The following is a 20888-nucleotide window of genomic DNA, read 5'->3' on the forward strand; positions in this document are numbered from 1 at the left end:
GATGACAGACGAAAATGAACACGGGCTAAAAGCCGTACTTCGAGAATATTGGAAAGCCTATGGAGGTATACGAGCCATCATACGCTCCCCATACTTCTGGCTTTCCATTGCTCTGCTCGTGATCACCACTCATTTCTGGCTGAAAGAACAATGGTGGGAACAAGTCCTGTCCGTCATGCCGAATGTGCTTGGTTTTACTCTGGGTGGATTTGCAATTTTTCTTGGCTTCGGCGATGAGCGTTTCAAGGAACTCATAAGTGGACAGGATGAAGGGGAGGAAGGCCCTTCGCCTTACATGGAAGTGAGTGCCACATTTCTACATTTTGTACTGATCCAGCTTGCAACACTGTTGATGGCTATTGTGGTGAAGGCTACAAGCTTTGATCCACCAAAGCAGTGGAAAGAATTTCTTGAGCCTTTGGTATCACTACGAGCTGTAAGCGATATGCTGGGATACTGGTTGTTTTTATATGGCCTATGCATAACAGCAGCTGCGGCAATTGCCATCTTCCGTGTTTCCTCATGGTTTGATGCACTACAGACCCATAGCCGCAGACATCAAGACAAATAACAGCACTTTTTCTAACTGAACCCCTTCACACAGTCCCACCCCCACCATGCCCCGCACACTGCGGGGCATGGCACTTCTTGAACACCACATCGCCGCACTGACGGTTGACATCACCCCCGGACAGACAGCCCTCAAGCTGCTGCCCGCGGGGACCTTCCGTGCCCGCGATGGCCGCCCCACCGAATGCCCGTACTGGCAGATGGATGCCGGACTGGCCGCGGCACTGGTGATTGCGGCAGCCCAGCGCCAGACGCGTTATGTCATCGATTACGAACACCAGACCTTATATAGCCAGGTCAATGGCCAGCCTGCGCCAGCATCCGGCTGGTTCGGCACGCTGGAATGGCGCGAGGATGGGCTGTACGCCACCGATGTGGAGTGGACCGCCCGCGCCGCCGCCATGATAGACGCGCTGGAATACCGCTATCTGTCGCCGGTATTCGCCTACGACAAGGATGGCAAGGTCGTCGCCTTGCTGCATGTCGCCCTCACCAACAACCCCGCGCTGGACGAACTGCCGGAGCTGCAAAGAGCGGCGCTGTCACGTCTGGCCGGGACGCTTTCCCCCACTCCCGCTACGGAGACCACCCCCATGGATATAGAGGAATTGCTGGCGCAACTGCGCTGGCTGTTTGGCTTGCCTGCCGAGGCCGACCAGGCCGCCGCACAGGCCGCTTTGTCAGCACTGATCAACCAGCTGTCTGACGGCAAAGGCCTGGCTGCCGGCAGTGTGGACCTGCGCCAGTTGCTGGCCAGCCAGCAGACGCAGATTGCTACGCTCAGCGCCAATCAGGCCGACCCGGCGCGCTTTGTGCCCATCGCCACCATGCAGGCCCTGCAACAGCAGGTGGCCACCCTCAGCGCCCAGCTGCAAAGCGGTTCGCAAGAGCAGCTGATTAGCGCCGCACTGGCCGATGGCCGGCTGTTGCCAGCGCAGGAAGCCTGGGCACGTGAGCTTGCCGGCAGCAATCTGGCCGCGCTCACCAGCTACCTGGCCACCGCTCCACGCATTGCCGCGCTGTCCGGCACCCAGACCGGTGGCAAACCACCGGCAGGCGATGCCCCCACCACCCCGGACGCCGACACCCTGGCCATCTGCCAGCAGTTCGGCCTCGACCCGGCCACCCTCAAGGACTAAGCCATGGCCCAGACCTACAAAGACCGCAACACGCCAATGATGGACGGGCAGTTGCTCAATCTGCCGATGGGCGCTGGCATCAGCATCCCGGCCGGCACCATCGTCACCGTGCATAACAGTACGGGCATGGCTTATGCCGGTGTTTCCAACGTCAACACCGTGGCCATGGGCCGCGCTGAGGAAAGCAAGCAGAACAGCGGGGCCGATGGCAGCGTGTCCATCCTGGTGCGCCGGGGCAAGGCCTTCAAATGGGACAACAGCCCCACCGAACCAGTCACCGCCACTGGCCTGGGCCGCGTCTGCTATGTGCAGGACAACCAGACGGTATGCCGCAACGGTAACAATCTTTGCGTGGCTGGCACCGTTTTGCAGATCGACCCGGACGGCGTCTGGGTACAGATGTGATGTAAGGAGCGCTTCATGCTGATCAATGCCAACAACCTCAAGACTATCTTTCTCAACCTGAAGACCATCTTCAACAACGCTTTTGACGCTGCCCCCAGCCAGTGGCAGCAGGTGGCGATGCTGGTGCCGTCCAGCGCCCGGCAGAATGATTACGGCTGGCTCAGTCGCTTCCCGCGCATGAAAAAGTGGATGGGTGACAAGGCGGTGAAGGCGCTGGAAGCGTCGAAATACACCATCGTCAACGACGACTGGGAAGCCACCGTAGAGGTGGACCGTAACGACATCGAGGACGACCAGCTTGGCATCTACAAGCCGCAGGCCGAGATGGCGGGTTTCTCCGCCAAGCAGCTGGCGGATGAAATCGTGTTCGAGCTGGTGAACCTGGGTTTCAGCAGCCGCTGCTACGACGGGCAGTATTTCTTCGACAAGGACCACCCGGTTAATGGCAAGTCGGTGTCCAACCGCGGCACGGCCAAGCTGTCCGCTGCCAGCGTGGTGGCTGCCCGCGCCAGCTATGGTGCCGCCCGCACCGCAATGCGCAAATTCCGTGATGAGGAAAGCCGCCCGCTCAACATCACCCCCACTGTGCTGCTTGTGGGTCCGGCGCTGGAGGACGAGGCCAACGCCCTGATGACGGTGGACCGGCTGGAGGATGGCAAGGCCAACCCGTACAAGGGCACGGCAAAAGTCGTGGTCGCACCGTGGCTGAATTCCGATACCGCCTGGTTTCTGCTGGATACCAGCAAGCCGGTGAAGCCCTTTGTCTACCAGGAGCGCAAGAAGCCGGTGTTTGTGCAGCAAACCGACCCGCAGGCCGACGACGTGTTCATGCGCAAGCGTTACAAGTTCGGGGCCGAAGCTCGTGCAGCAGGCGGCTATGGTTTTTGGCAGCTGGCTTATGGCTCGGACGGCACTGCGGCATAAGGAGGAGCACAACATGATCCGCATCACCGCACTGGACGACGGCTTCCGCCGTGCCGGCATGGCACACAGCGCCACCCCCACCGAACACCCGGACGACACCTTCTCCCAGGAACAACTACAGGAGCTGCAGGCCGAGCCGCTGCTCCTGGTGGAAGTACTGCCCGACACGAAAGTCGCACCGGCCGGCGAGGACGAGCAGGTCAAGGAAGAAACCGACCCGCCTGCCGACACCGCCAAGCCACCGGCCAAAGCCAGCAGCAAAACCAGGGGAGCCGCCTGATGTACGCCACGCAGGATGAGATGACGGCTCGTTTTGGCATGCGCGAAGTGGTGGCGCTGACCGACCGCAGCCTGCACGGCGTCATTGATGCCGACGTGCTGCAAGCGGCGCTGGTGGATGCTTCGGCAGAAATCGACGGCTATCTGGCTGCCCGCTATGCCGTCCCGCTGGCCGGGCCACCACGCATCATCAGCGGCTATTGCTGCGACATCGCCCGCTACCGCCTGTGTGGCAGCGAAACCTTGCAAACCGAGCTGATCCGCGAACGCTACCAGGACGCCATCCGCTTTCTCACCCTGGCGGCGGCCGGCAAGGTCACGCTGGGTGGCATGCCAAATGGTGGCGTGGCGGCCACTGACAACACCGTGCAGTTTCAGCCGGGCAGCCGCGTGTTTGCCCGTGATGCCGGAGGCTACTGATGATTGCCCTGATCGAAAACGCCCTCATCCAGCGCCTGCAGCTGGGCCTGGGTCAGCTGGTACGCGAGGTGGGCAGCTATAGCGGCGAGCTGGACGACGATCTGCCCGAGGCCATCCGCCGCTTCCCGGCGGTGTGGGTCACCTTTGGCGGCATTGTCGACAGCAAGCCGCGCAGCACCAGCCGTCAGCAATACCGGGTGCAGGGCCAGTATGTGGTGATGGTGGGCGAACGCTCGGTGCGCAGTCATCTGGCGGGCCGTCAGGGCGGCCCCGGCCCCGGCGAAGTCGGCAGCTATGCGCTGGTGCGGGCGGTGCGCCGCCTGCTGACCGAACAGGATCTGGGCCTGGCCATCAGCCCGTTAAGTCCCGGCAAGGTGCGCACCCTGTTTAACACCCGTCTGGCCGAGCAGGCATTCAGCGTGTTCGCCTGCGAATTTGCCTGCAGCTGGCTGGAGCAGGCCTTGCCGCTGGGCGGCTGGCCCACACCACCACTGCCGGATGCCCAGGGCCTGATTGACGCCAGCCACCCCGATGCCGTGTTTACGCTGGCGCATGGCCAAACCAGCGAAACCGACCCGCCCTTGCTGGGCATCGGTCTCAACTACCACCTGTCCCCGGACGACGGCCAGGCCGACGCCCAGGACATCATCAGGAGGTCCCCATGAAGGTGATTGCCGCCCCCGGCCTGCAAGTGCCGATGGAAAACCAGCCACGTCGTTATATCAACGACAGCGAGTCTGTAACGGTGGAGCCAACTGCCTACTACCTGCGCCAGCTGGCCGATGGTGACTTGCTGGATGCGGATGCCGAACAGGCTGACAGCCAGGATCTGACGGCCCTCGAGCACCTGCCCGACGACAGCGCCGAGCAGGCCGCCGTCGGTGCCAAAAAAACCGCCAGTAGCAAGAAAGGAACAGCCTGATGGCCAGCCAGCACATCAACTTCGACACCATCCCGGCCAGTACCCGCAAGCCGGGCCATTACTACGAATTCAACACCCGGCTGGCAGTACGCACCCTGCCGGGCAACCCGCAGCGCGTGCTGGTGATTGGCCAGCGACTGGCGTCCGGCAGCCAGCCCGCCTTGCAAGCGGTGGACGTGTTCAGCGATGCCCAGGCCGCCCAGCTGTTTGGTCAGGGCAGCCAGGCCCACCTGATGGCACGGGCGGCGATTACCGCCAATCCCTATTTGCAGCTGACCGTTATCAGCGTGGACGATGCCGCCGCTGGCCTTGCCGCAGCGGGCAAGCTCACCCTGGCCGGCAAGGCCGACAGTAATGGTGTACTCAGCCTGTTGGTAGGCACACAGCGGGTGGATGTGGCCATTGCCGCTGGTGATACGGCGGCCATCGTGGCCGGCGCGCTGCACACCGCGCTGACACGCCATGCCGATTTGCCGCTGCAGGCCAGCCTGGCAGCCCCCGTCCTCAACTTCGCCGCCCGTAACAAAGGCAGCCAGGGCAACTGGATCAAGCTGCGCGCCAGCAGCACTGCCAAGGGGCTGACAGTCGTCAGCGATGCCAGCCTGAGTGGCGGCAGCATCGACCCGGACCTGCGTCCGGCACTGGCCGCCGTGGTGGCCGCGGGCCATCACATCATTGCCTTCCCCATGCCCGAGGCCGAGCCGCTGCTACAGCTGCGCCAGCATCTGGAATTTGTCTCCGGGGCCATGGAACAACGCGGGGCCATCGCCACCGCAGGCTGGCCGGGCAGCCTTGCCACCGGCACCGCGCTGATGGCGCAAATCAACAGCGGCCGCATCAGCATGGCCTGGCATCGTGGCTCGTTCGCGCTGCCGTGCGAGATTGCTGCCGGCTACGCTGCCGTGCTGGCCAGCGAGGAAGACCCGGCGCGCCCGCTCAATACGCTGGAAATCAAGGGGCTGGATGTGCCGCCGCTGGCCGACCAGACCATGCGCACCGAGCAGGAAAACGCCCTGTACAACGGCCTCACCCCACTGGAAGTCGGCCCCGGTGGCCGGGTGCAGATTGTGCGCGCCGTCAGCAGCTACACCCGCAACGCCCAGGGCGTGGAGGACGAAGCGCTGCTGGACCTCACAACCATGCGCACGCTGGACTATGTGCGTCGCGCCTGCCGCCAGCGCACCACCCAGCGCTTTCCCCGCGACAAGCTGTCGGCCCGCACCCCGGACAAGGTGCGCAGCGAAATCCTGGATGTGCTCTACAAGCTGGAAGAGCTGGAAATACTGGAAGCCGTCGATGCCAACAAGGACGGCGTACTTGTGGAGCGCGACCTGCAGAACGTGGGTTCGCTATGCGTCAAGATTCCAGCCGATGTGGTGAATGGCTTGCATGTCATCGCCGGCCGCATCGACCTGCTGCTGTAGCCGCCGTAAAACCGCCGTCGCGGCATTGCGCTGCCATGGCCTGTTAACACCCGGCAGCTGCCCGAGAAAGCCGCTGCCCCACCAGGAGCACACCATGCTGGAAGAATACGCCGGGGCCATTGTGCTGGAAGTGAATGGCCAGGAAGTTGAAGTCATCGACCTGTCTGTCACCGGCAAGACCGGCCGCAAGCTGGTGAAGACCATGAACAAGACCGGCCGCGCCAAGGGCTTTGCCAAGGGCATTGCCGAATACGACATGGCTGCAACCGTGGCCATCCCGCTGTCCGGAGACCTGGACTGGGACGGCATCGAGGGCGAAAAACTCACCATCTACCCGCTCAGCCCCGGCGGCAAACGCACCAGTTACCTGGACTGCTTCAGCACCGAGGTGGGCGAAAAATACAGTGTCGATAACGAAGCCCGCCGCGACATCAAGCTGTCCGCGCTGCGCAAGGTAGAAGAATGATGATGACCGAACCCGGACAACTGCAGTATGGCGTGGAATGGCCAGAAGGCTCTGGCCAGCTGCATTACGACTTCGTCATGCGCCTGCCCACCATCGGTGACAATATTGCAGCAATCGAGAACCACGGCGTGGCTTCCAATATCCGCATCAACACCGCGATGATGGCCAGCTGCCTGGTGAGCCTGGGCGACATCCCGCCCGAGCAGCTGGATTTTGCGCTGCTCAGCCGGCTGGTGGATGACGACTTCGATACCCTGGCCACCGCCCGTGACGCGCTCAAAAAAAAGCGCAGGCGGCCGAGCAGCAGCTTGCCGGCTACCGACTCACCGTCCTTGCCCTCGGCCGCTACGGCATCAGCGAATCCGCCATCCGCCAGCTGAACCAGGCACAGCTGGACGGCTATCTGGCCGCCCTGGCCCGGCTGCATGGCCACAAGACCGGCAGCCGCAGCCAGACGCAGCGCATTACCTCCTTGCGCAGGAAACCCGTTAAATGAGTCGCAACATGGAACTGGCGCTCACGCTCAAGGCACGCGACGACATGTCGCGCACCGTGGGCCGCGCCTTGCAGACCATCAGCCAGGAAAGCCAGCGCGCCGAACGGGCGGTGGTGGGCCTGTCGCGGGAAAGCCAGCGCATGGCCAGCGCCCGCGAAACCCTGGGCATACGTGCCGAGCGCACCATCCAGCGCGAACTCGCCCAGACCGAAGCCGCATACCAGCGCCTGAGCCGCAGTGGCACGCTGTCGGCCCGGGAGCAGGTCCGTGCTTTTGACGCCATGCGCGACAAGGTGGGCAAGCTGCGCCAGGAAATGCACGGCGTGGAACGGCAGCAGAGCAAGCTGATTGCCGGGGCCAAGGGGATGGCCGCAGTTGCCGCCGGGGTCACCGTCGGTGCGCGGGTCTTGTCTGGCCCGGTGAAACAGACCATGGGCTATGAGCGCCGCCTGGCGATGATGGCCAATACCGCCTATGCCGAGCGCAATCTGTCCGGCCGCAAGCAAGGCATGGTCGAGCTGGATAACACCATCAACACCGCCGTGCGCCATGGTGGTGGCACCCGCGAAGAAGCCGCCGACACCCTGGACAATCTGATTGCCTCCGGGGCCATGGATATCAAGACGGCCAGCAGCTTGCTTCCCACCCTGCAGAAAATGGCCACCGGCACCGGAGCCGACCCCAAAGAGCTGGGCAATATCGCCATCCGTGCCATGCAGACCATGGGCATCAAGCCGCAGGAAGTCTCTTTCATCCTGGACCAAGCCATCATGGCCGGCCAGAAAGGCGGCTTCGAGCTGAAAGACATGGCCAAATGGCTGCCGCAGCAGATGGCGGCCGCCAAACTCAGCGGCATCACCGGCATGCCGGGCATGGCCAAGCTGCTGGCGGCCAACCAGGCTGCCGTGATTACTGCAGGCAGCAAAGATGAGGCCGGCAACAACCTGGTGAACCTGCTGACCAAGATCAACAGCCAGGACACCGCCCGTGATGCCGCCAGAATCAGCGCGACCACCTTCCGCGAAAAGCGCAAAGGTGAACAAGGCATAGACCTGCCCGCCACCCTGGCGCGAGGCCGCGAAAAAGGCATGGATGCACTGGACAGCTTTATCGGCATGACTGAAAAAGTCATCGGGGGCGACAAGCGCTACCAGGCCATTCAGGACAAACTCAAGCATACCGGCAACAAGGATGAGCGCCGCGCCTTGCTGGAGTCCCAGGGCGACATTCTGCAGGGCTCCGCCATTGGCAAGCTGATACAGGACCGCCAGGCGCTGATGGCCCTGGTGGCAATCATGAACAACCGCGAATACGTGCAGGACATCGAAACAGCATTGCCCAATGCCAAAGGGACGGGTGAGGCCAATTATCAGCTGATTGCCGACACCCCGGCTTTCAAGGCCGAGCAACTGGCGAATGAGCGCGCCATTGCAACTCAAAAAGCCATGGAAGGATTGAACGGTGCACTGGGCAACGCCGCCAGCAAGCTGGTGGAGTACGCCCAGGAGTACCCCGGACTGACAGCTGCTCTTGTTGCCGCAGGCACTGCCACCGCAGCACTGGCCGCAGCCGCCACTGCCGCCGCCATTCCGCTGGCGCTGATCGGCAAGGGCGGGCTGCCTGGTGGGCCACTACCTGGCAAGCCTGGCCCGGCTGCCGGTGGAGGTCTGGTCCGCAATGCTGGCCAGCTAGCCATCCGGGCTGGGGCAGTCGGCGCGGCGGGTGCTGCCGGCTATGCCGTCGGTACGGGTATCAATGCCGGCATGACCAAGGTACTGACGGCGACCAATGACGGCAAGGAACGCACCCTGGGCACCTGGCTTTACGATTTGATCAATGGAGACCAGGACGCAAAACTATTGGCCCCCACCCCCGTCAAGCGCAACGCGCCCGACCCCGGTGCCCCCATTCCACAGGCCGGTTTTAATGCCCCGGCTCCGGCCCCTCCATTGGCCCTGCTGCAATCCGTCATGGACTCATCCACCCGCTTTAACCTGGCCGCCGACAAGATACAGCAGGCCAGCCAGCAGCCCATTCCGCTGCATGTCACGGTGGATGTGCAGAACGGCAATATCGTGGCCGCAGTTAACCAGGCCAATAAGCTGGAATGGAGGAGAAACTGATGTCATGGAAAGATAATCTGCTGGACGCCAGCTTTCGTGGCCTGGTGTTTGACTGCCTGCAAACCGAGGACGAGGCTGAACGCGACACCGCCAGCCATGCCTACCCCTATATGGATGGTGAGGATGTGGAAGACCTGGGGCGCAAGGCACGCCAGCTGCGGCTGACTGCGGTGTTTTTTGGTGACGACTACGACAGCCGTCTGCAGGGATTCTTACAGGTGCTTGACCTGCCCGGCCATGGCGAGCTGATTCACCCGGTTTTCGGCAGCATGGCGCGCATGCAGCTGCTGCGCCATGCGGTACGCCACACGGCTGAGGATGTGGACTATTGCACGGTAGAACTGACCTTCAAGGAAGCCACGCCGAGCCAGCCTTTTTTTGTACAGCAGCTGCCAGCACAGCAGGCGCAGAGCCTGGCCTTGCAGGCGGAAACGGCACGCCAGGCCGGCATTGCCGTGTTCGACCAGGCGCTGTCCCAATTGCAGCAATGGCAAGGCCAACTCGCCCCCTTGCAAGCGCTGGGTGCAGTGATGACCGGCACGCTGGCTGCCGTGCGCAGCCAGCTGCATGGCCTGGTGGCCGGGGCCAGCGTGCTGGACAGCCCACGTGCCTTTGCGGCGGAACTGACGGGGCTGCTGGACGGGCTGGTGGATCTGCGCGGCTTCGATACCGACACCATCGCCAGCGACTGGAACAGCCTGGCCCGGCAGCTGGATCGCATCGTGCTGCTGCCGGTGCAGTTGGCCAGCCCGTCGCATTCCAGCGCGGCCGACCCGGCAAACAACTTGCCGCCCGCCAGCACAGACAACGCCATCCCGGTCCCGACCCTGCCACCGCGCCCGCAGGATGTGGCCCAGCTCACCGCCCTGGTACAAGCCGTGGCCGCCAGCACGCTGGCCAGCACCGCCAGCGATGTGCTGGCCGATCAGGCCGAGCAACCCACGCTTACCCCGCCACAGCTGGAAACCATCGCCAACGATGTGCGCCAACTACTGCAGACCAGCATCGACAGCCATCAGGCTACCTATCCGCTGGAGCAGGCCCGCCCGGTGGTCGAGGCCTTGAAAGACACGGCACTGGCCGTGCAGGAAGCGGCGCGCGTCGTCATTGCGCTGGCCCCGCCGCTGATCCAGCGCCGGGTAGAACAGGACGGCAATCTGCACCTGCTGGCCTTTGCCTGGTATGGCGATTACCGCCGCGCTGCCGAGCTGGCCCGCCTAAACCCTACGCTGCGCAACCCCAACCACCTACAAGCCGGAGACCTGCTCCATGCCTACGCCCGCTGATACCGTGCCTGCCGACCACATCGTCAGCCTGCTGCTGGCAGGCAAGGCCCATCACACCTGGAGCAGCTACGAGATTGATTCCGACCTGCTCACTCCGGCTGACGCCTGGCAGCTGCAACTGGGCCTGCCGGATGGCCGCCTGCCGGCAGCCCTGCAGGAAGGTGCGGCGGTGCAACTGCGCATCGGCCGTGACCTGGTGCTGACCGGTCGCATCGACGACATCGAGGACCCGATCGAACACGGCGCGCACACGCTGACCCTGCGCGGCCGCGATGGCGCGGCAGTGCTGGTGGATTGCTCCTCGCCCATCTTCACCCGCCGCCAGGCCACGCTGGCCGACATCGTCGCCCAGGTGGCACGGCCGCTGGGGCTGAGCCAGATCCGCATCGACGCCGCCAATAGCCTCACCCGCGAAAAAGTCAGTGTTGAACCCGGTGACAGCGCCTGGGACACGCTACGCAATGCCGCCGAGGCCAACGGCTTGTGGCCGTGGTTTGAGCCGGACGGCACGCTGGTAATTGGCGGGCCGGACTACCAGCGCCCGCCGGTGGCCAGCCTGATCCTGCGCCGGGATGGCCAGGGCAATAATGTGGAGCGCCTGCACCGGGTGCGCAGCATGGCCGGGCGTTATTCGGACGTCACCGTACTGGGCCAGTCGCATGGCAGCGCACTGCAGGCCGGTCGTCATGCCATCAAGGTGGTGGAGCGTGACAGCAGCGTCAGCGTGTACCGCCCGCGCATCGTCATCGACCATGACGCCGACAGCCTGGCCGCCGCCCGTGCCCGGGCGCGCAAGATCCTGTCGGACTCGCGCCTGCAAGGCCTCACCCTGCAAGCCACAGTAAAAGGGCACCGCAGCAGCAACGGCCTGCTGTGGACGCCGGGCCAGCGCCTGCACGTCTTGAGCGAGCCGCACGACATCAACGGCATTTATTTCCTGATGGCGCGGCGCTTCAGCGGCGGCCGTGGCCGCCCCAGCCACACCCTGCTCACTCTGAAAGAAGACGGGGCCTGGGTACTGGACGCCCACCCGCACAAGCGCAGCCACCGCAAGGGCAAGAACAGCAGCGCCAGCGAAACCCTGGTGGCGGTGGATGTTGGCCCGCCCAATCCCAGCAAAGGCAAGCCATGACCCCGGACATCGACCGCCGCATCAGCCGCGCCCTGGCCGGCATCCGCCAGGCATTCCGGGGTGTGCTGGGCCTCACCAGCAACGGAGCCGGCAGCCAGCTGGCCCAGGTGGAGGGCCTGGCCGACGAGCCTTTGCCCGACCTGGAGCTGTTCCAGCAGTTCGGCTTTAGCAGCAACCCGCCGCCCGGTACCGCCGTCATCGTGCTGCCGCTGGGTGGCAAAACCAGCCACGGCATCATCATTGCGACCGAAAACGGCCAGTTCCGTGTGCAAGGCCTGGCCCCCGGCGAAACGGCGGTGTTTAACGCTTTCGGCGATACCTTTGTGTTTAAAGACGGCCAGATAGCAGGTACCACCAAAACCTTCACCCTCACCGCCACGGAAGGCATGCGCTTCGACAGCCCGCAGGCCGAATTTACCGGCCAGCTGCTGGTGCGCCAGCAGTTAAGCGGCCAAGGCGGCATGGCCATCAAAGGGGGTGATGGCGCAGTGTTCAGCGGGAATGTGCGGCAGGAGGGAGGCAGCTACCAGACGGATGGTGATGTGGTGGCGGGTGGGGTGAGTTTGCAGAGACACCAATGCCATAGCAATTGATTTACATAAATTTTAATGCGAACATAGTAATAACCATTCCTCCAGACACCACCATCATGACCAAACCTGAAAGCAATGAAGACGATCAATATATACGACAACACTTAGAGGAATTACTAAATTTAGCAATAGCCATTTCTATTCCAGAGAATTTCCCCGATTTCATAAGCAAGAAAATCAAAAGCATAAGATACGAATTAGAGGAAATAAACAATAACTCAATAAACTTCGTCGCCACAAATGAAATAAAAACAATATCGGAAACCATAAATGATTATATTAAATTCATTGAAAGAATAGAAAAAATAAATATAGAGAAATTAGATCCTCTCGAAAAGCTTTCCATCCTAGAAGAATCTTCAAAGTTTAGCTCAAAAATATTCTCTCAAACATCTCCATTCAATCAGATGGCAAAAGTCCTTGCCAGCGACATCGTATCAAATAAAATTGACAGTAATTTAGAAATAACAGAGAAAATTTTAGCAAGTGCCAAACAATTATCCACAAACGAGCTAACAAAAAAGCAAAGTAAATTTTTCCAAGATGAGGCCGACAAGCACAGCACCCAGAGCATTCAATGGAAAAACTACTCCATCGCACTGCTTATTATTACATGCACTCTAGCAGTAGCCGGAATTGCAATGGCTTTCTGCCCTCAGCTACACCCAAAAGACACATATCAACTCATTCAAATAGTGACTGGCAAAATTATTCTGATAGCCATCTCCATTTACACGCTCGGCGTTTGTATTAAAAATTATCAGGCACACAAGCATAATGAAATTCTTAACAGTCATCGTGAAAATGCCCTCAGCGCGGCCAGTGCGCTGATTGATCTGATTGAGGAGCCAAATCAGAAGGATGCTGTTTTGCTGCAAGTGGCCAATGTTGTTTTCAGCATTCAAGATACCGGTTACACAAAACCTACCAGTTCTGAAGTGGATGTCATGAAATCGGTTGTTGATTTGCTAGCCAAGCAAATAGCCAAAGACAAGTAACTGAACCCCCTCAGCTAATCCCGTCCCTCACCATGCCCCGACAATCGGGGCATGGACGCTTTACTCGACCCCCACACCGCCAGCTATGCCGGCAGCCGCACCAGCACCCTGACCAATGCCGTTTATCTGCGGCTGGCCACGCCGCTGGGCAGCTGGTGGGCAGATACGTCGCTCGGCTCACGCCTGCATGAGCTGCAACGGGCCAAGGACCTCAGCCGTATCGACGCGCTGGCGCGGCAGTATGCCGAGCAGGCATTAGCGCCGCTGCTGCAGGATGGCCGCGCCAGCCGCATTACGGTCGAAAGCCAGCGGCCCCGCCCCGGCTGGTTGGTGCTGCTGATTGCCGTCACCGCCGCCAGCGGCACGCTGCAGACCTTCCGCTATCCAGTGCGGGTGGCCGGCTGATGGCTTATCCCTTGCTCACCATGGCGCAGATTCGCGCCGACATGCTGCGCGATATCCGCAACCTGCTGCCGGAGGCCGATACCGGCCCGGATTCGGACTACTTCATCCGCGCTAGCAGCGTGGCCAGCGCGGTGGAAGGCTTGTACCAGCACCAGGCGTGGATGGTGCGGCAGATTTTCCCCGACACCGCCGACCATGATTATCTGCTGCTGCATGCCCGCTTGCGTGGCCTGGAACCCAAACCAGCCGTAGCCGCCAGCGGCCGCATGCTGTTGCGTGGCAATCCTGGCAGCCCCATTACTGCCGGAATACAGGGCAAGTGGGCGGACCAGCTGTATATCAGCAGCGCGGCCGGCGTGATCGCAGCCGATGGTACGGCGACCCTGGCCGCCAGTGCGGCACTAGCAGGACTGGCCGGCAATGCGCCGGACGATGCCCGGCTGGAGCTGCTGGCTCCGCCGCCTGGAGTGCAGTCGGCCGCTACTCTGCTGGAGATGCGCGGCGGGGTGGAGGAAGAAAGCGATGTCGAACTGCTGGCGCGCTTACTGGACTTGATCCGCCGCCCTCCGGCTGGCGGCAATGTGCACGACTACCGGCGCTGGGCGCTGGAAGTGCCGGGCGTGTCGGCCGCCTATGTCTACCCGCTGCGCCGTGGGCTGGGCACCGTGGACATCATCATCACGGCGGCCGGTGGCCTGCCGTCGGCGGCGACATTGGCGGCCACTCAGGCGTATATCGATGCGCTACGCCCGGTCACCGCCAAACACAGCCTGGTGGCGGCACCGACGGTGCGACTGGTGGATGTGGAGCTGCTGCTGGCGCTGTCCGGCCTGACGCTGGAGCAAGCCCGGCTGCAGCTGACTCCGCAGTTGCAAGCGCGTTTTGCGCAGCTGGCTCCGGGGCAGCTGCTTATCCGCAGCCAGCTGGAAACACTGGCCTCCAGCCTGCCCGGCGTGGTGGACCGGCGCATCGTGCTACCGGCCGCCAATGTGCAGCCCTTGGTGAATGAGCAGCGGGTGGAGTGGCTGCGACTGGGCCGTCTCGACATCAAGGCCATGCCATGAGCCACGCCACGCTATTGACACTGCTGCTGCCGCCGCAAGCCTATGCCCGCAACGCCCAGCCCTTGCAGATCGAGCTGCAGGCCGAGGGCCGGGCGCTGGATGTGGCCGAGCGCGATGGCCTGCAGCTTGCTGCCGCCATCTCGCCCTTCTTTGCCGAATACACCCTGCCGGACTGGGAGCGGGTCTGTGCACTCACCCCGCCCAGCGGTGCCGGCTACCAGCAGCGGCTGCAGGCGGTGCTGGCCAAGCTGGCGGCCACCGGCGGACTGAGCATGCCTTACTTCAAGCGTCTGGCCAGCAGCCTGGGTTACCGCATCGACATCGTCGAACCACAGCCTTTCCGTGCCGGCATCAACCGCGCCGGCGACAGGCTGCAGGTGGCCGACATTATCTGGGTATGGCAGGTGGTCATCCACGCGGCCCAGGTGCATGCCTGGCGTTTTCGTGCTGGCCAGGCCGCTGCCAGCGAGGCACTGACCAGCTTTGGCGACCCGGTGCTTGAGACCGTGTTCCGCGAGCTGAAACCGGCTCATACCTTTGTTTACTTCGCCTATCAGGAGGGCTGAATGCACAAGATCAACACCCCGGACAGCCTGTTTCACGATGGCGACCCGTCAACCGGCGCGCTGGGCACCATCGTCACCGCCGCCTGGCTGAATGCCCTGCAGGGTGAGCTGGCAACAGTGATCGAGGCGGCGGGTATCAAGCTGGAGGCAGATAAATCCGACCAGCTCAAGCTGGCCATTGGCAAGATGATTTCCACTGCCGGCATGCTGCCTGCTGCTTCACGCGTGGTGGGCTCTGCCGCGGAACTGGATGCGCTGCGCGCCAACGGCTTTTATACCGTTTTCAATGCCAATGCCGATGGCCATGTGCTGCATATACAGCATGCCGGCTCCACCAACTACGCCGTACAGATCATGTTTGGTCAGTGGGGACGGGTTCCGACGACGGCGGGGGCCGGCTTTAGCTGGCGTGCCCTGATCAATGGTGCGTGGAATGAGTGGCAGCAGATTTTCCACAATGGCAATAGCGAACACTTATACCGCTTTCGCGGTTCCTTGGGCAGCAATGTCGACTTGAACACAATAGACATCAGCGGGATTTATCAGCAGACCACAGATAGATGGATTCCCAGCGGTAAAAACTGGCCATCCACATTTTCAGGAATGCTGACCGTTCACTCTGCATATCAAGGGAATATGATTTTCCAGTATTACCAGACCTATGTAGGAAACGCTTATTTCCGCTCTTACTATGCCGATGTCTGGACGGGCTGGCGCATGATCATCAGCCCTGTCGAATTTCCCAGTCACTGGGATTTGCGGCTCAATCAGCGCATGACTTTCCAGTACTGAGGCCACGCCATGCCCAAGACCTTTATCGACGGCCGCGAACTCAAGCGCTGGTGGCTGGATGGCCGCGAAGTCAGCCGCGGCTATCTGGATGGCCGGCTGGTATTCCAGAAAGAAACCGTCATCCGCATCAGCGACCACCATCACGGCATCACGGCCCAATGGATGGTGGACCGCATCCAGGGCGCGTATGGCGGCGCACCGCCTGCCGGAGCCAGTATCCGCTTGGTCGTTGAATCCGGCATCCAGCTGGTGGCAATCAATGTGAGCGAATGCTTGCGCCTGGATGGCAGCTGGTGGAATGGCGTATTCGCCAGTTGCCAGCTCATCATCGAAAACCACGGTTTTATCCTGGGCCGGGGTGGCCAGGGCGGCAATACCGGCCCAGGGTGGCAGGAGGCCGGGTTGCCAGGCGGCAATGGCATCGTCAGTCATGGCGTGCCACTGCTGGTGGCCAATTACGGCGTGATTGGCGGCGGTGGAGGAGGCTCGGGTGCCACCGGCTGGTACGACGGCGGCAGCGGCAACTACAACTCCACCGGCGGCGGCGGCGCTCCGTTTGGTCTGGGAGGCCCCACCAATAATGGTTCCAACAACAAATGGTGGGGATCGGCCGCCAGCTTGGACACGCCAGGCCGCAGCGGTGGAGGGCCGGGGGGCAATGTTCCAGGTGGCAATTGGGGTGAAAAAGGCGGCGACGGCCTGCTCAAACAGGCTGGAGGTGCCCGTTACCCGGTAGCTGGCGGCGTGGCCGGCTCCGCCATCATCTGTAATAACGCTGCCTTTGGCTGGATCAATCGCGGCGACATCCGAGGAAATGCACCATGAACAGCCTGATCTTTGACGGCAGCATCACCCGCCTGCAGCGCGCTGACGGCACCTTCCACACCCGGCTTATTCCAATCCTTACCCCACGCCCGGCCAGCGAGGAGGGGACGCAGCAAGGTACACCGCTGCGCATCCGCTACCTGCCGGCCGAACCGGCCGACAAGTCGGTGCTGGAGCTGGATGACGCCGACTACACCTGGCAGCTGAATGCCGAACAATGCGCCGAGCTGGACACCTTCATTGCCGACTTCGACCCGGCCAATGCCATGGCCTGGCCAGCGCCGTTACCGCCAGATGAACAGGAACGCCTGACCCGCGCCGAACGCGACCGCCGCCTGCTGGCCACCGACTATCTTCTGATGCCGGACTACCCCATCAGCACGGCCGACCTGGACGCGGTGAAAGCCTACCGCCAGCAACTGCGGGATTTGAGCAATGCACCGGACTGGCCTGATGTTGCGTGGCCAGCGCTAACGCTAGGCGGAGAGGAGGAAGCAGTCACAAACACCCTGCCCGAATCTGAATAGAGTGAGAGACAGCGACCGGACAGGTGCGACTAACACCCACCCGGCCAGCTGACCCGCAGACACCAGCTGCAAGTCACCCCAAGGCTGCCACTTTCTGCGCAGAAAGCACCGACAGTCTAACGGTTAAACGGTCACCGACCACCTTGCCGATGTCACTACCCGAAATCCGCTGCGGCCATTGCGGCCGCAAACTCGCCGAGGGCCACGTGCTGGTCCTCAGCATCAAATGCCCGCGCTGCCGGGCACACAATCATTTGAAGGCCGCCGAGCCTCCTGCCAGCGCGTCATCGCACGCCACTGCAAAGGAAGCACATGCATGGCCCACACCCCACCATCGGTAGCCTGTTCGCCGGCATCGGCGGCTTCGACATCGGCTTTGAAAACGCCGGTTTCACCACCGCCTGGCAAGTCGAAATCAACCCTGTCTGCCGCGCCGTCCTCGCCGACCGCTTCCCCCACGCCCGCCAGTTCGACGACGTGCGCACCGTCGGAGCCCACAACCTCAGCGCCGTTGACGTCCTGGTCGGCGGCTTTCCCTGCCAGGACCTCTCTACCATGGGCGCCCGGCAAGGCCTGGCCGGCCAGCGCTCTGGCCTGTTCTTTGAAGTCTGCCGCCTCGCCCGCGAGCTACAACCTCGCTGGCTGGTCCTTGAAAACGTCACGGGGCTGCTCTCTTGCCGAGATGGCCAGGATTTCCAGACAGTCATTTCCACGCTTGCCGAATGCGGGTATGTGGGATGCTGGCGGGTGCTGGATGCTTCATGCTTCGGAGTCCCCACAAAACGTCGTCGGGTATTCATTGTTGCCGGTCTTCACGAGCATCCCCCCATCGAGCTGCTGGCTGACGCCTGCCCAGTGGCAGCTGTTCCTGGCACGCCGCCAGCGCAACAACCTGGGCTCAAGCCTTTCGCTACTTTACTTGCCGGACAAGCCCCCAGCCAGATCCCTATCCATGGCGCAGGCCTCGTCGCTCAAGCCAACGGATGGGATTCGATGGCTGAGCGGGCCCGAGCGTCTAAGCATCATGGGCTTTGCCTCGGACTGGATGCGACCAACTTTGCAGAGGCTCAAGCTGCCGGCAACGCCGTTGTGCCGCAAGTCGTGGAATGGATCGCCAGGAAGCTGAGGGGGACATACGTGTAAGGGTGTAAGGTAGTCGAGACAAAGGGGGCGGAGGCCCCCTTTTATGCATTGTGGATTAGGAGTAAGGTGGCTGGATTCGGCCATCAGCAGACCCTATTGAAGTCGAGGGGGGCAATCAACGGTCCGATCGGCGACACAGTTTCCTATCGACTTTGATCGTACCAAATATTGCAATGCCCACGAGGGAAAGCTGGTCTCAGCATGCGCCATGCGAGACCGACATATCGCATCTTAAAGTAAAATTACGCTGACTCAATCAACCATCACTGTTATGTCAATACTTCAAAAGTGGTCAGACTCAAAGAAATGGGATGACAATTGGATCGTCGAACATGAAATCGTCGGCGGCGGACAAGCGACTGCCAAACTCGTAAAACACAAGACAAACGGAACGCTTGCGTTCCTCAAGATACTCAGTCGGCAAAACGACGTAGAGCGGCGTGCTAGATTCTTCCGGGAGGCAAGCGTGTATGCGACGGCAAATCATGACGGAATTCCGAAGCTTGTCGAGAGCAACGCCCACCACCACGAGGATTTGAGCTACAAGGTCTATTTGCTAACGGAATTCGTTCCCGGGCCCACGCTCACGAAATACCTTGATTGTAACGGGGCGCTCAGCTTCGCCGACGCCGCTACTACCCTGAAGGCACTTGCCGATACTGTGCAGTACTGCCACGAGAACGAGTGGATCCATCGCGATATTAAGCCCGACAACATCATCCTAAGGGATTCGAAGTTCGATGCGCCAATTCTGCTTGACTTTGGCATCGCGTATAAAGATGGTGTAGTGGATGATTTCGCAACCGACTACGCGCAGGAGCTCGGGAACCGCTTTCTCCGCCTGCCGGAAATGAGCACTGGCAGTACCGCAAAGCAGGACAGTAGGACGGACATCTCCTTCTTGGGCGGCATTTTTTACTACCTCATGACGACAATAACGCCTTCCGTCCTCACCGACCACGAGGGGCGAATGCCGCACCAGCGCGTGGTGAGCGCGGAACGGTTAAGGAGTGTATTTCGTGGGCCGCCTCCGGTGCTGTTGGATTTTTTTGACCATGCGTTTTCGCATAAACTGTCTGAACGATTCGTCAGCGCAAAAGAAATGAATGTTTCATTAAGCAGGTTAATTGATATGCATGAAAGCCACGAGCCTGACGACCAAGAACCGAGCATCGACGACGTGCTTGCCGCGATAAACACTAAAGTGGGTCGGGACCTAGCAAAGAACAAAGAGCTATACGATTGTGCGATGGCTCGGATTAAACTTGTTCACTACGGTATCCTCCAGAAGGTCCAGCCCGTCTATATTTCGTACCAGACCGGGTATATCGACCATGTTGACGGCCTTCGTAACGACCTCGGTTTCACGCATTTCGCAACTCACGCCCATAGGTTCGTCCCCCAATTCGTAATAAAGATATTGGGAGACGAATTAGTAGTGATGGCGGACGGAGTCTCTATCTACCGGACGGTAGCCGACGAGGCCGTTTTCTCGGAAGAACTCGATAAGGCGGTCGAACGGATATACCTCAGCGGCCTCAAGAAGCTGGCCGACAACCCACCCCATTGAAAGCCATCTGCCGTGCGGCCTTTTGTCATTCGCCCTCAACTATCTGCCTTGAGGGGAGGCCGCTTTAGGTCGAAAGCAGCCCATCCCGCCCTCCCCTCTCCCTGACAATTAATCAAACAACCCACCCTGCACCGGTGCAGCCTCTTTCGGCTTGAGCGGCGCGGGGGCGGCTGTCATCAGCTCGGCTGGGTAATGGGTGAGAAAGCTGCGCGCCTGCTCCGGGCTGGGGCTGTTCAGCCAGTGCGCGTAGTGTTCTGGCGGCACAATCACCAGCGAGCGCTTTTCATCGCCCGGCCTGTGCATGCGCTTCATCAGCGGATGGTCGTCGGCATTGATGGTGATCTGGGTAAAGGCGTGGCTGATGCTGCCGTCCGGTTCGGACCAGGCACGCCACAGGCCGGCCACGGCAAACGGGTTGCCGTCGGCCATGCCAATCTGCCAGCGCTCTGCCCGGCCGGATTCGTAGCAAGGCTCGTAAAAGTGCTGCATCGGTACCAGGCACAGGCTCTGCTGCTGCCAGGCACGGCGATAGCTGAACAGCTCGCCCACGGTTTCCGCCCGCGCATTCATGGTGCTGATCCGCACGCCAGCAGGCTGGTGGCGCTTTGGTACCATGCCGTAGCTGGCCAGCTGCAGCACGGCCTCACCCTGTCGGCCTTTGGTGATGATGGGAGCCAGGTAGTCCTGCCAGCACTCCTCCGGCCACAGCAGGTCACCGGGCTGTAGGTCGAAATGGCTCAGCAGCTGGCGCTGGCCTGGGGGCATGAAATTGATACACATGGCGGCATGGTATGCCGTCCAGCCCGCCCTTGCCAAGCG

Annotated in this window: 26 protein-coding genes; 25 read left to right on the plus strand and 1 reads right to left on the minus strand. The window is 61.4% G+C overall.

The window, feature by feature from the left end; all coding sequences use genetic code 11:
* Position 1: 1 nt before the first annotated feature.
* The 25 genes from JHD64_RS08325 to JHD64_RS08445 all read left to right on the plus strand — a co-directional run bounded on the left by JHD64_RS08325 (position 2) and on the right by JHD64_RS08445 (position 20069).
* Positions 2-571, plus strand: a complete 570-nt coding sequence (locus tag JHD64_RS08325) for a hypothetical protein (protein ID WP_199052937.1) — start codon at positions 2-4, stop codon at positions 569-571.
* 67 nt (positions 572-638) lie between these two features.
* Positions 639-1709, plus strand: a complete 1071-nt coding sequence (locus JHD64_RS08330) for a phage protease (protein ID WP_199052938.1) — start codon at positions 639-641, stop codon at positions 1707-1709.
* Positions 1710-1712: 3 nt separating this feature from the next.
* Entirely contained in the window at positions 1713-2114 is a 402-nt protein-coding gene (locus JHD64_RS08335; protein ID WP_199052939.1) for a hypothetical protein, read from the plus strand.
* Positions 2115-2129: 15 nt separating this feature from the next.
* Positions 2130-3038: a Mu-like prophage major head subunit gpT family protein gene (locus JHD64_RS08340; protein WP_199052940.1), complete on the plus strand. Its 909-nt coding sequence runs from the start codon at positions 2130-2132 to the stop codon at positions 3036-3038.
* A gap of 13 nt (positions 3039-3051) precedes the next feature.
* Positions 3052-3318 carry an HI1506-related protein gene (locus tag JHD64_RS08345; protein WP_199052941.1) on the plus strand — a complete coding sequence of 89 codons (267 nt, stop codon included), beginning with the start codon at positions 3052-3054 and terminating at the stop codon, positions 3316-3318.
* Entirely contained in the window at positions 3318-3737 is a 420-nt protein-coding gene (locus JHD64_RS08350; RefSeq protein WP_199052942.1) for a gp436 family protein, read from the plus strand. Before JHD64_RS08345 ends, JHD64_RS08350 begins: the two co-directional genes overlap by 1 nt.
* Positions 3737-4402 carry a DUF1834 family protein gene (locus JHD64_RS08355; protein WP_199052943.1) on the plus strand — a complete coding sequence of 222 codons (666 nt, stop codon included), beginning with the start codon at positions 3737-3739 and terminating at the stop codon, positions 4400-4402. Before JHD64_RS08350 ends, JHD64_RS08355 begins: the two co-directional genes overlap by 1 nt.
* Positions 4399-4659 (plus strand): DUF2635 domain-containing protein, encoded by a 261-nt coding sequence (locus tag JHD64_RS21975; RefSeq protein ID WP_233170403.1) that lies wholly within the window; start codon positions 4399-4401, stop codon positions 4657-4659. The genes JHD64_RS08355 and JHD64_RS21975 overlap by 4 nt, the downstream gene beginning before the upstream one ends.
* Positions 4659-6083 carry a phage tail sheath C-terminal domain-containing protein gene (locus JHD64_RS08365; RefSeq protein ID WP_199052944.1) on the plus strand — a complete coding sequence of 475 codons (1425 nt, stop codon included), beginning with the start codon at positions 4659-4661 and terminating at the stop codon, positions 6081-6083. Before JHD64_RS21975 ends, JHD64_RS08365 begins: the two co-directional genes overlap by 1 nt.
* Before the next feature lie 94 nt (positions 6084-6177).
* Positions 6178-6549, plus strand: coding sequence for a phage tail protein (locus JHD64_RS08370; protein WP_199052945.1), 372 nt, complete (start codon positions 6178-6180; stop codon positions 6547-6549).
* A complete protein-coding gene (locus JHD64_RS08375; RefSeq protein WP_199052946.1) occupies positions 6546-6929 on the plus strand; it encodes a hypothetical protein in 384 nt (127 codons plus the stop codon). Before JHD64_RS08370 ends, JHD64_RS08375 begins: the two co-directional genes overlap by 4 nt.
* A gap of 112 nt (positions 6930-7041) precedes the next feature.
* Positions 7042-9168 (plus strand): phage tail tape measure protein, encoded by a 2127-nt coding sequence (locus JHD64_RS08380; protein ID WP_199052947.1) that lies wholly within the window; start codon positions 7042-7044, stop codon positions 9166-9168.
* Positions 9168-10454, plus strand: coding sequence for a DNA circularization protein (locus tag JHD64_RS08385; RefSeq protein ID WP_199052948.1), 1287 nt, complete (start codon positions 9168-9170; stop codon positions 10452-10454). Before JHD64_RS08380 ends, JHD64_RS08385 begins: the two co-directional genes overlap by 1 nt.
* On the plus strand, positions 10438-11586 hold the full coding sequence (locus tag JHD64_RS08390; RefSeq protein ID WP_199052949.1) for a phage baseplate assembly protein: 1149 nt from the start codon (positions 10438-10440) through the stop codon (positions 11584-11586). The genes JHD64_RS08385 and JHD64_RS08390 overlap by 17 nt, the downstream gene beginning before the upstream one ends.
* Positions 11583-12179: a phage baseplate assembly protein V gene (locus tag JHD64_RS08395; RefSeq protein WP_199052950.1), complete on the plus strand. Its 597-nt coding sequence runs from the start codon at positions 11583-11585 to the stop codon at positions 12177-12179. The genes JHD64_RS08390 and JHD64_RS08395 overlap by 4 nt, the downstream gene beginning before the upstream one ends.
* A 56-nt stretch (positions 12180-12235) precedes the next feature.
* Positions 12236-13177 carry a hypothetical protein gene (locus JHD64_RS08400; RefSeq protein ID WP_199052951.1) on the plus strand — a complete coding sequence of 314 codons (942 nt, stop codon included), beginning with the start codon at positions 12236-12238 and terminating at the stop codon, positions 13175-13177.
* Between the two features lie 51 nt (positions 13178-13228).
* On the plus strand, positions 13229-13582 hold the full coding sequence (locus JHD64_RS08405) for a phage GP46 family protein (RefSeq protein WP_199052952.1): 354 nt from the start codon (positions 13229-13231) through the stop codon (positions 13580-13582).
* A complete protein-coding gene (locus JHD64_RS08410; protein WP_233170404.1) occupies positions 13582-14646 on the plus strand; it encodes a baseplate J/gp47 family protein in 1065 nt (354 codons plus the stop codon). The genes JHD64_RS08405 and JHD64_RS08410 overlap by 1 nt, the downstream gene beginning before the upstream one ends.
* Positions 14643-15212 carry a YmfQ family protein gene (locus JHD64_RS08415; RefSeq protein WP_199052953.1) on the plus strand — a complete coding sequence of 190 codons (570 nt, stop codon included), beginning with the start codon at positions 14643-14645 and terminating at the stop codon, positions 15210-15212. The genes JHD64_RS08410 and JHD64_RS08415 overlap by 4 nt, the downstream gene beginning before the upstream one ends.
* Entirely contained in the window at positions 15213-16004 is a 792-nt protein-coding gene (locus JHD64_RS08420; RefSeq protein WP_199052954.1) for a pyocin knob domain-containing protein, read from the plus strand.
* Between the two features lie 9 nt (positions 16005-16013).
* Positions 16014-16829, plus strand: coding sequence for a hypothetical protein (locus JHD64_RS08425; RefSeq protein ID WP_199052955.1), 816 nt, complete (start codon positions 16014-16016; stop codon positions 16827-16829).
* Positions 16826-17356, plus strand: a complete 531-nt coding sequence (locus tag JHD64_RS08430) for a phage tail assembly chaperone (protein WP_199052956.1) — start codon at positions 16826-16828, stop codon at positions 17354-17356. The genes JHD64_RS08425 and JHD64_RS08430 overlap by 4 nt, the downstream gene beginning before the upstream one ends.
* Positions 17357-17505: 149 nt before the next feature.
* A complete protein-coding gene (locus tag JHD64_RS08435; protein WP_131361102.1) occupies positions 17506-17697 on the plus strand; it encodes a Com family DNA-binding transcriptional regulator in 192 nt (63 codons plus the stop codon).
* Positions 17669-18499, plus strand: a complete 831-nt coding sequence (locus JHD64_RS08440) for a DNA cytosine methyltransferase (RefSeq protein WP_199052957.1) — start codon at positions 17669-17671, stop codon at positions 18497-18499. The genes JHD64_RS08435 and JHD64_RS08440 overlap by 29 nt, the downstream gene beginning before the upstream one ends.
* Positions 18500-18770: 271 nt before the next feature.
* Entirely contained in the window at positions 18771-20069 is a 1299-nt protein-coding gene (locus JHD64_RS08445; RefSeq protein WP_199052958.1) for a protein kinase, read from the plus strand.
* 108 nt (positions 20070-20177) lie between these two features.
* On the opposite strand, the gene JHD64_RS08450 is transcribed toward JHD64_RS08445, so the two are convergent.
* Entirely contained in the window at positions 20178-20834 is a 657-nt protein-coding gene (locus tag JHD64_RS08450; RefSeq protein WP_233170405.1) for an SOS response-associated peptidase, read from the minus strand.
* Positions 20835-20888 lie beyond the last annotated feature (54 nt).

This window comes from Aquitalea sp. ASV15 (genome assembly GCF_016429115.1).
In the GTDB taxonomy this organism is placed as follows: domain Bacteria; phylum Pseudomonadota; class Gammaproteobacteria; order Burkholderiales; family Chromobacteriaceae; genus Aquitalea; species Aquitalea magnusonii.